The organism is Muriicola sp. (assembly GCF_041567615.1).
Lineage (GTDB): Bacteria > Bacteroidota > Bacteroidia > Flavobacteriales > Flavobacteriaceae > Muriicola.
In genome coordinates this window covers 1-8,129 of record NZ_JBFGBM010000126.1, presented here as the reverse complement: position 1 = coordinate 8,129, position 8,129 = coordinate 1, and the positions used below count along the sequence as shown (strand labels likewise).

The 8,129-nt window shown below is 47.2% G+C and carries 9 protein-coding genes; 4 read left to right on the top strand and 5 right to left on the bottom strand.

From position 1 onward, the window contains the following. The 5 genes from ABYP73_RS09355 to ABYP73_RS09335 all read right to left on the bottom strand — a co-directional run. Positions 1-344, bottom strand: a 344-nt coding sequence (locus ABYP73_RS09355) for a pyruvate kinase (RefSeq protein WP_372974139.1), incomplete at its 3' end; no start/stop codon positions are given. A 2-nt stretch (positions 345-346) separates the two neighbouring features. Further along, the gene (locus ABYP73_RS09350) at positions 347-793 is read right to left on the bottom strand and encodes an IPExxxVDY family protein (RefSeq protein ID WP_372974138.1); all 447 of its coding nucleotides are present in this window, start codon (positions 791-793) and stop codon (positions 347-349) included. Positions 794-900: 107 nt separating this feature from the next. Beyond that, positions 901-1,638: a ribonuclease III gene (rnc, locus tag ABYP73_RS09345; protein WP_372974137.1), complete on the bottom strand. Its 738-nt coding sequence runs from the start codon at positions 1,636-1,638 to the stop codon at positions 901-903. 7 nt (positions 1,639-1,645) lie between these two features. Beyond that, complete coding sequence (gene fabF, locus ABYP73_RS09340; RefSeq protein WP_372974136.1) at positions 1,646-2,896, bottom strand: beta-ketoacyl-ACP synthase II; 1,251 nt, start codon at positions 2,894-2,896, stop codon at positions 1,646-1,648. A gap of 110 nt (positions 2,897-3,006) precedes the next feature. Then, positions 3,007-3,240, bottom strand: a complete 234-nt coding sequence (locus ABYP73_RS09335) for an acyl carrier protein (protein WP_009778413.1) — start codon at positions 3,238-3,240, stop codon at positions 3,007-3,009. Between the two features lie 244 nt (positions 3,241-3,484). On the opposite strand from ABYP73_RS09335, the gene ABYP73_RS09330 reads away from it, so the two are divergent. The 4 genes from ABYP73_RS09330 (at position 3,485) to ABYP73_RS09315 (ending at position 7,633) form a co-directional block, all read left to right on the top strand. Then, a complete protein-coding gene (locus tag ABYP73_RS09330) occupies positions 3,485-4,054 on the top strand; it encodes a phosphoribosylglycinamide formyltransferase (protein ID WP_372944449.1) in 570 nt (189 codons plus the stop codon). Continuing rightward, the gene (locus ABYP73_RS09325; RefSeq protein WP_372944448.1) at positions 4,054-4,689 is read left to right on the top strand and encodes a viroplasmin family protein; all 636 of its coding nucleotides are present in this window, start codon (positions 4,054-4,056) and stop codon (positions 4,687-4,689) included. The genes ABYP73_RS09330 and ABYP73_RS09325 overlap by 1 nt, the downstream gene beginning before the upstream one ends. 80 nt (positions 4,690-4,769) lie before the next feature. Next, the gene (locus tag ABYP73_RS09320) at positions 4,770-5,696 is read left to right on the top strand and encodes a PfkB family carbohydrate kinase (protein ID WP_372944447.1); all 927 of its coding nucleotides are present in this window, start codon (positions 4,770-4,772) and stop codon (positions 5,694-5,696) included. Positions 5,697-5,734: 38 nt separating this feature from the next. Continuing rightward, a complete protein-coding gene (locus ABYP73_RS09315) occupies positions 5,735-7,633 on the top strand; it encodes an amidophosphoribosyltransferase (protein ID WP_372944446.1) in 1,899 nt (632 codons plus the stop codon). The last annotated feature ends 496 nt before the right edge of the window (positions 7,634-8,129 follow it).

Genomic DNA, 8,129 nt, shown 5'->3' with positions numbered 1-8,129 from the left:
GGGAACTCCTCATAGTTCATATAGACCTGCTCGGAATTGCCTTCAAAAGGCTTTCCCGTTTTAAACGTGATCTCATCCCCGGGGGCTACCACCACTTCTCCGGCCATGACCCCTACCCGGAGCTTAGGCCCCTGGAGATCCGCGAGGATGGCGGTGTAGATACCCATCTCCTCGTTGAGCTCACGTATGATCTCGATACGCTGTTTTACATCCTCGTAATCGGCATGAGAGAAGTTGATACGAAACACATCGACTCCCGCCTCTATCATCTTCCTCAGGGTTTCCTTGTCACTGCAGGCCGGGCCCAGGGTAGCAACTATCTTTGTCTTCTTCTTACTCGGCATTCTTAAAAAATTAGGTTGGTCTTCGACTTGAGATTCACTGTTTCAATGACATAGGCCGTTATGACACCGGGTATGGATTTGATCCTGGTGATCACTTCCGAATTCAATACGTCTTCTTCCGTTTTCAACAGATAATTGGCTCCCTTGTATTCGGGAACCAGGGCATTGCTGCTAAATGATGGCTCTTCCGGAAAAAGATCTCCCGAACGACCCCTGTGTTGCGTAATACAGGAGTTGGTCAACAAAGACCAGTTTCGGTCGTATAATTCATCCTTCCATTCGAAATAGGGATAAAAAATATTCGAAGAAAAGGAAAGATCCGAAACGGCCCTGCGGAGCCGGAGTTTCAGGGTCTTATTCAGGGCGTAAACCAGAGAAAAGTCCTCAAGGCTGGTATGAATCCCTGCCAGCGCAAAATCCTCTGCATAGAAATCTTCCAGTATTCGCATGTTTGACCCCATAAAAAGCCTAAGATGTAAATATATAATATATAACGTTACTCACCTAGTCCGAAGCAGGTGAAATAATAGCGCAAACGTTTTAGTACGTGGAGTGATCAGGAATTCTCAATTTTGTGCTGCAGGGCAAAAAAAGCTCTTTTTGAGGCTTTTTCTTCTGCTTTCTTTTTGGAAGTAGCTCTGGCTTTGGCTACCTGTTTGCCATTGATGAACAGTCTGACAGCAAAGTGCTTTAAGAGATCCTTACCGTCATCTTCATACACCTCGTATTTGAATTCCTTTTTTTGCTTCTGACACCATTCGATCAGCAGGCTTTTGTAGCTGATCACCTTGCCTTCGAGCTGTTCGATATCCACATAGGGCTCGATGACCCTTTCCCGTATGAACTTTTCGCAATATTTATATCCCCTGTCCAGATAGATCGCCCCTATAAGAGCCTCGAAGACATTACCGTGGATGTTGTCGCCAAAATGGGATTTGGGGATCTTGGTCTCGACAAACCGAATAAGGTCGAGGTCTTTTCCCAACTCATTGAGATGCTTCCTGCTCACGATCTTTGAGCGCATCTTGGTCAGGTAACCCTCATCCCCTCCCGGGACTTCGTTGTAGAGATGCCTGGAAATAATAGTTCCCAGCATGGCGTCCCCCAGAAATTCAAGCCTCTCGTAATTCATAGGATTCCCTTTCTTGTCTTTTAGGTTCACCGATCGGTGCAGAAATGCCCTCTGGTAAATGCTGACGTCCTTGGGTTTAAATCCCAGCACTTTCGATATGCTTAAAAAAAAATCCCCATCCTTTTTTGAATGGGAATTGAAGATATTTGAAGGGAAAATCATCCTGCGTCTAGCTTATTTTTTTAAAGATCACACAGGCGTTATGGCCCCCAAAACCAAAGGTATTGCTCATAGCCACCCTGACATCCCTGGGTTGGGCCTTATTCAAAGTGAGGTTGAGTTTGGGGTCTATATTCTCATCTACCGTTGAGTGATTGATCGTAGGGGGTACAAGGTTGTGTTTCATGGCCAAGATAGAAGCAATGGCTTCAATAGCTCCTGCCGCACCCAGTAAATGTCCGGTCATGGACTTGGTGGAATTGATGTTGATATGCGGAGCGTGCTCTCCGAAGACCTGAGAGATCGCCTTCAATTCAGCAACATCTCCCAAAGGAGTGGATGTGCCGTGGGTATTGATCGCGTCTATCTCTTCCGGTTTCATCCCTGCATCCCTAAGACAGTTCTCCATCACGCGTACCACGCCGATCCCATCCGGATGAGGAGCTGTCATGTGATAGGCATCACTGGACATCCCACCTCCGACCAACTCCGCGTAGATCTTTGCGCCCCTGGCTTTGGCGTGCTCGTATTCCTCGAGTATCAATGCGCCTGCTCCTTCCCCGAGGACAAACCCGTCCCGGGTGGCATCAAAAGGCCTGGAGGCTGTTTCCGGGCTGTCATTTCGTGTAGACAGGGCGTGCATGGCATTGAAACCACCCATCCCCGCCATGGTAACCGCCGCTTCGCTACCTCCGGTGACTATGACGTCACAGTATCCCAGCCTGATGTAATTCAGGGCATCGATCATGGCATTGGCGGATGAGGCACAGGCGGAGACCGTAGTATAATTGGGTCCCATAAAACCGTGCTTGATCGAAATGTTACCCGGAGCAATATCCGCTATCATCTTGGGTATAAAGAAGGGGTTGAACCTCGGGGTTCCGTCTCCCTTAGCAAAATCCATCACTTCGTTCTGGAAAGTTTCCAGACCGCCAATCCCGGCACCCCAGATCACCCCGACCCTGAATTTATCCAGGGCATTGAGGTCGAGACCCGCATCGGCGATAGCCTCGTCAGAAGATATCAGGGCATACTGGGTGAATCTGTCCAGTTTCCGTGCTTCCTTCCTGTCAAAATAGGCCTGTGGATCGTAATTTTTGATCTCACAGGCAAATTTGGTTTTGAATTTTTCGGTATCGTAGTACGTGATGGGAGCAGAACCACTTTTCCCTGAACTAAGTCCTTCCCAGTATTCATCGAGGGTATTCCCAATGGGTGTAAGGGCACCTAATCCGGTAACAACTACTCGTTTTAACTCCATAGAACCAATTTTTGTATCAGATGTACCTATGCCAAGCGAAAATTAAAAAAAATATCCATGCAGCGTGGAAACCACATGGATAATTTACAACATGTTATTTATATCATTCTTTATTTGGCCTCTTCGATGTAGCTTATAGCCTGGCCGACGGTTGCGATATTTTCTGCCTGATCATCCGGGATCTGGATGTCGAATTCTTTCTCAAATTCCATGATCAGTTCAACAGTATCCAATGAATCTGCCCCGAGATCGTTGGTGAAGCTAGCTTCTGCCACAACTTCGTTTTCATCAACCCCTAACTTATCAACGATGATTGCCTTTACTCTTGATGCAATGTCTGACATAATTTTTTTGGTTTAAATTTTTAATTGTTGGCAAAAATAAAAAACTTTGGTGGAAATCCACCACTAGATGCCATTTTGTAGGGTAATTTAAGAAATTTAATCACAAGTATATTACTTTAGCAGCATAAAAAATAAGGGGAAAGTCTGGCTTTTGATATAAATCGATCGCTCTTCTTCCGATCTGTAAATCAAGTTGTTGATCTCCCTGCCAATAGAGCCTTACCTCTGTACCTAGAAATCAAAGATGAAGCACATTGTCCTTTTCGCCTCAGGTTCCGGAACCAATGTAGAGAACATCGCCAAGTTTTTTGAAGGACACACCGACATAAGGATTTCTTGCGTCCTGACGGACAGGAAGGACGCCTATGTCCTTGTACGCTGCAATACCCTGGGCATTCCAGCATTTTATTTTAACCGACACAGTTTTAAAGAATCCGGACTCGTCCTGCAACTCCTCAAATCGATCAATCCAGACCTCATAGTGCTGGCCGGTTTCCTGCGCCTGATCCCGGCCGAGATGGTGCGGGCATTCCCTAAAAAGATCATCAATATCCATCCGGCCTTACTTCCGAAATACGGGGGCAAGGGAATGTATGGGCATCACGTACACGAGGCTGTCAAAGCCAACAGGGACAGGGAATCTGGGATCACTATACACTATGTGAACGAACGATATGACGAGGGGGCCATCATTGAGCAACAGAAGACTGTCCTCAACCCCGAGGATTCTGCAGAAGAGATCAGCAGAAAGGTAAGGCTCCTGGAACACAGGCACTTCCCTCGTGTGATTGAAGACCTCCTAACGCGGAACTGATGGCGGCCAAGAACAAATTCTATGTGGTCTGGAAAGGGAAAGCCCCTGGCATTTACAAGAGCTGGGAAGAATGCAAGCAGCAAATCTCGGGCATCAAAGGGGCACAATACATGGGATTCCCCACCAAAAGTGAGGCTGAAAAGGCGTACAACAGTTCTTATGCCGCCTATAAAGGGCAAAAAAAGAAGGGGCCGGGACTCTCAACTGAGGAATTGATGAAAATCGGTGACCCCAACCCTCATTCCATTGCAGTAGATGCTGCCTCTAGCGGGAATCCGGGCAAGATGGAGTACCAGGGGGTAGACACCAAAACAGGTAAAAGGCTATTTAAACAAGGGCCTTTCCCAGAGGGAACCAATAACATAGGTGAATTCCTGGCCATTGTCCACGGCCTTGCCTTCCTGAAAGAGAGACGTTCTGATCGCGTCCTCTACTCCGATTCCCGCACGGCCATCAGCTGGGTCAGAAAAAAGCGATGCAATACCAAGCTGCAGCCCAATGCCCGCAACCGTGAATTGTTCGACCTGATCCAACGGGCCGAGAAGTGGCTGCAAAAGAATTCCTATTCTACGCCCATAGTGAAATGGGAAACTCTGGCATGGGGTGAGATCCCGGCTGATTTCGGGCGAAAGTAGAGGGCGGGGAATTTCCTGAAATTCGACTGATGAAGGGCAATTACAAAAGCGTATATTTGCATCGAATTTGAACAGCGAATATGGGCAAGCTTTTGATCCTTGGAACGGTAGCATTCGATGCCATAGAAACCCCTTTTGGAAAAACGGACAAGATCCTGGGTGGTGCAGCCACGTTTATTGGCCTCGCAGCCTCCCAATTCGAGGCTGAAACGGCCATCGTATCCGTGATAGGCGGTGATTTTCCCAAGGAGTACCTCGACCTCTTTAAAAAGAAAGGGATTGACATCTCCGGGATAGAGATCGTAGAGAAAGGCAAGACCTTTTTCTGGAGCGGAAAATACAACAATGACCTCAATAGCAGGGAAACCCTCACCACCGAACTGAATGTACTCGCAGATTTTGAACCGGTGGTCCCGGATCATTTCAGGGATGCAGACGTCCTCATGCTGGGGAATCTTCACCCCTCCGTACAATTGAAAGCCCTGGAACAAATGAGGGAAGAACCGAAGATTACGGTGCTGGATACTATGAATTTCTGGATGAACCATACCTTTCCCGAGCTGAAAAAGGTGATCAGTATGACGGACGTGATCACGATCAACGACAGTGAAGCCAGGCAACTTTCGAATGAATATTCCCTGGTCAGGGCGGCCCAGAAGATCCACCGCATGGGACCGAAATACGTAGTGATAAAGAAAGGCGAGAACGGGGCCCTGTTGTTTCACAATGGGGAAGTCTTCTTTGCTCCCGCCCTCCCTCTAGAGGAAGTATTTGATCCCACAGGGGCGGGCGACTCTTTTGCGGGAGGTTTTGTGGGCTACCTGGCTGAGACGGAAAATGTGTCTTTCAACAATCTCAGGAATGCCGTGATCCACGGGTCGAACCTCGCCTCCTTCTGCGTGGAGAAGTTTGGCACAGAGAGGATGCAAAATCTTACTAAGGAGGAGGTAGAGCGAAGGCTGGAGCAATTTAAGCAACTGACACAATTCGATATTGAGTTGAGATAATGCCCTGCCGATTCAGGGCTTTTTTTATGAGATAAATTATGAGCGACGCCATTAAACACGAATGCGGGATTTCGCTGATCCGTTTGTTAAAACCCCTGGATTACTACAAGGAGAAGTACGGGTCTGCCTTTTACGGGGTGAACAAGATGTACCTCATGATGGAAAAACAGCACAACCGGGGGCAGGACGGGGCCGGCTTTGCCAGTATCAAACTGGATGTCGAGCCTGGGCAACGCTATATGAGCAGGGTAAGATCCGTACAGGCCCAGCCTATTCAGGACATCTTTGCCCAGATCACGGACCGCATCAACCGCGCTTTTAAAGAACACCCGGAATACATCGATGACGCAGAGGCCCAGAAGAAGAATATTCCATACATAGGAGAGGTATTGCTCGGGCATGTTCGCTACGGTACTTTTGGAAAGAACAGCATTGAAAACGTGCATCCGTTCCTTCGCCAGAACAACTGGATGCACAGAAACCTGATCGTTGCCGGGAACTTCAACATGACCAACGTGGCCGAGTTGTTCGACAATCTTGTGCAACTGGGCCAGCATCCGAAAGAAATGGCAGACACGGTGACGGTCATGGAAAAGATTGGACATTTCCTGGACGATGCTGTGGCCAAGCTCTATAAACAGATCAAAAAGGAAGGGTATAACAAGATGGAAGCCTCTCCCCTGATCGCAGAGCGACTCAACGTGGCCAAGATTTTGAAAAAGGCCTCCAAAAACTGGGATGGCGGATATGCGATGGCAGGACTGCTGGGACACGGCGATGCCTTTGTCCTGCGTGATCCTTCCGGGATCCGCCCGGCCTATTACTACCAGGACGATGAGGTGGTGGTAGTCGCATCGGAACGGGCGGCCATACAGACTGTATTCAATGTTAAATACTCTGAGGTAGAGGAATTAGCTCCTGCCCATGCCATTATTATAAAAAAGAACGGGAAGGTCAATGTAAAAAAGATCATGGAACCCCTTCAGAGGAAGGCGTGTTCTTTTGAACGCATCTACTTCTCGAGAGGTAGCGATCTTGAGATCTACCAGGAGAGAAAGGAACTCGGTAAGTTGATCTTCCCCAAGATCCTGGAATCCATAGATCACGATATCAGAAACACGGTATTTTCCTATATACCCAATACGGCAGAAACCTCCTTCCTGGGTATGGTAAGGGAAGCTCAGAACTACCTCAACAAAAAGAAGGAAGAACAGATCCTGGAGAAAGGTTCGGGTATCACCCGCGAAGAGCTGCATGAGATCCTTGAAATCAGGCCCCGAATTGAGAAAGTGGCCATAAAGGACGCCAAGTTGAGAACCTTTATCACCCAGGACAGCAGCAGAGATGACCTGGTAGCACACGTATATGATATCACCTACGGTTCTGTCAGTGAAAATGACAACCTTGTGATTATCGATGACAGTATTGTCAGGGGTACTACTTTGAAGAACAGTATTTTGGGCATTCTGGACAGGTTGTCCCCCAGGAAGATCATCGTGGTCTCTTCTGCCCCACAAATACGTTTTCCTGATTGCTACGGAATAGACATGGCTAAACTGGAGGACTTTATCGCCTTCAAAGCGGCACTAGAATTACATCGGGAAAACAAGAGCCTTTCTGTTGTGGAGGAAATCTATCACAAATGTAAAGAGCAGATTAATCGGGATGAGAGTGAGATCATTAATTACGTGAAGGAATTCTACGCCCCTTTCAGCGCGGATCAGATTTCAAAAAAAATAGGCCAACTCTTATGCCCAGAAGGCATCAAGGCCGAGGTGGAGATCATCTATCAGTCCATTGAGAACCTGCATCGGGCCTGCCCTATGAATTTGGGCGACTGGTATTTTACGGGCGACTATCCCACACCCGGGGGAAACAAGGTGGTAAACCGGGCCTTTATCAATTTTTACGAAGGCAAGAATGAACGCGCTTATTAACATAAAAAGCGCATTTTCTTAAAATTTGTGCATTTCATCGATATTTTGTGCATTTCATCGCCTTTATCGTCATTCCGGAGCAATCAAAGTTACATTTAGACTTGCCATAGCATAAGTAGGTTAAGTTCATGGTAAGATTTGGGGCAAAAAAGGTGGAGTCTTCTCCACCTTTTTTATTTTCAGCCCGGCCACATCCCTTCAAGGACGGTATTTGTAGTCCGTTTCCTCAACCCGTAACCCTCCATTGCCCATAAGTAGCAGTTCATCCGATTAACGGGGATTTTATCCAAAACCTTTTTAAGCTCCTTCGCCTTGCTTTACATTTGGAGGACCATAGCATAAGTAGGTTAAGTTCATGGTAAGATTTGGGGAAAAAAGGCAGGATATTTCCTGCCTTTTTTATTTCTGATAATCAGAATATTATCGTTTTTTCTTGGATAGCCGACCCTTTTCAACCAACACCCGGCGGCCTTTTTTGTCCAAATATTCCTTGTTT

Coding starts and splice junctions, on each gene's coding strand:
- fabF (WP_372974136.1), bottom strand. CDS start 2,896: ATGGAGTTAAAACGAGTAGTTGTTACCGGATTAGGTGCCCTTACACCC.
- ABYP73_RS09320 (WP_372944447.1), top strand. CDS start 4,770: ATGGGCAAGCTTTTGATCCTTGGAACGGTAGCATTCGATGCCATAGAA.
- ABYP73_RS09350 (WP_372974138.1), bottom strand. CDS start 793: ATGCGAATACTGGAAGATTTCTATGCAGAGGATTTTGCGCTGGCAGGG.
- rnc (WP_372974137.1), bottom strand. CDS start 1,638: ATGATTTTCCCTTCAAATATCTTCAATTCCCATTCAAAAAAGGATGGG.
- ABYP73_RS09325 (WP_372944448.1), top strand. CDS start 4,054: ATGGCGGCCAAGAACAAATTCTATGTGGTCTGGAAAGGGAAAGCCCCT.
- ABYP73_RS09330 (WP_372944449.1), top strand. CDS start 3,485: ATGAAGCACATTGTCCTTTTCGCCTCAGGTTCCGGAACCAATGTAGAG.
- ABYP73_RS09315 (WP_372944446.1), top strand. CDS start 5,735: ATGAGCGACGCCATTAAACACGAATGCGGGATTTCGCTGATCCGTTTG.
- ABYP73_RS09335 (WP_009778413.1), bottom strand. CDS start 3,240: ATGTCAGACATTGCATCAAGAGTAAAGGCAATCATCGTTGATAAGTTA.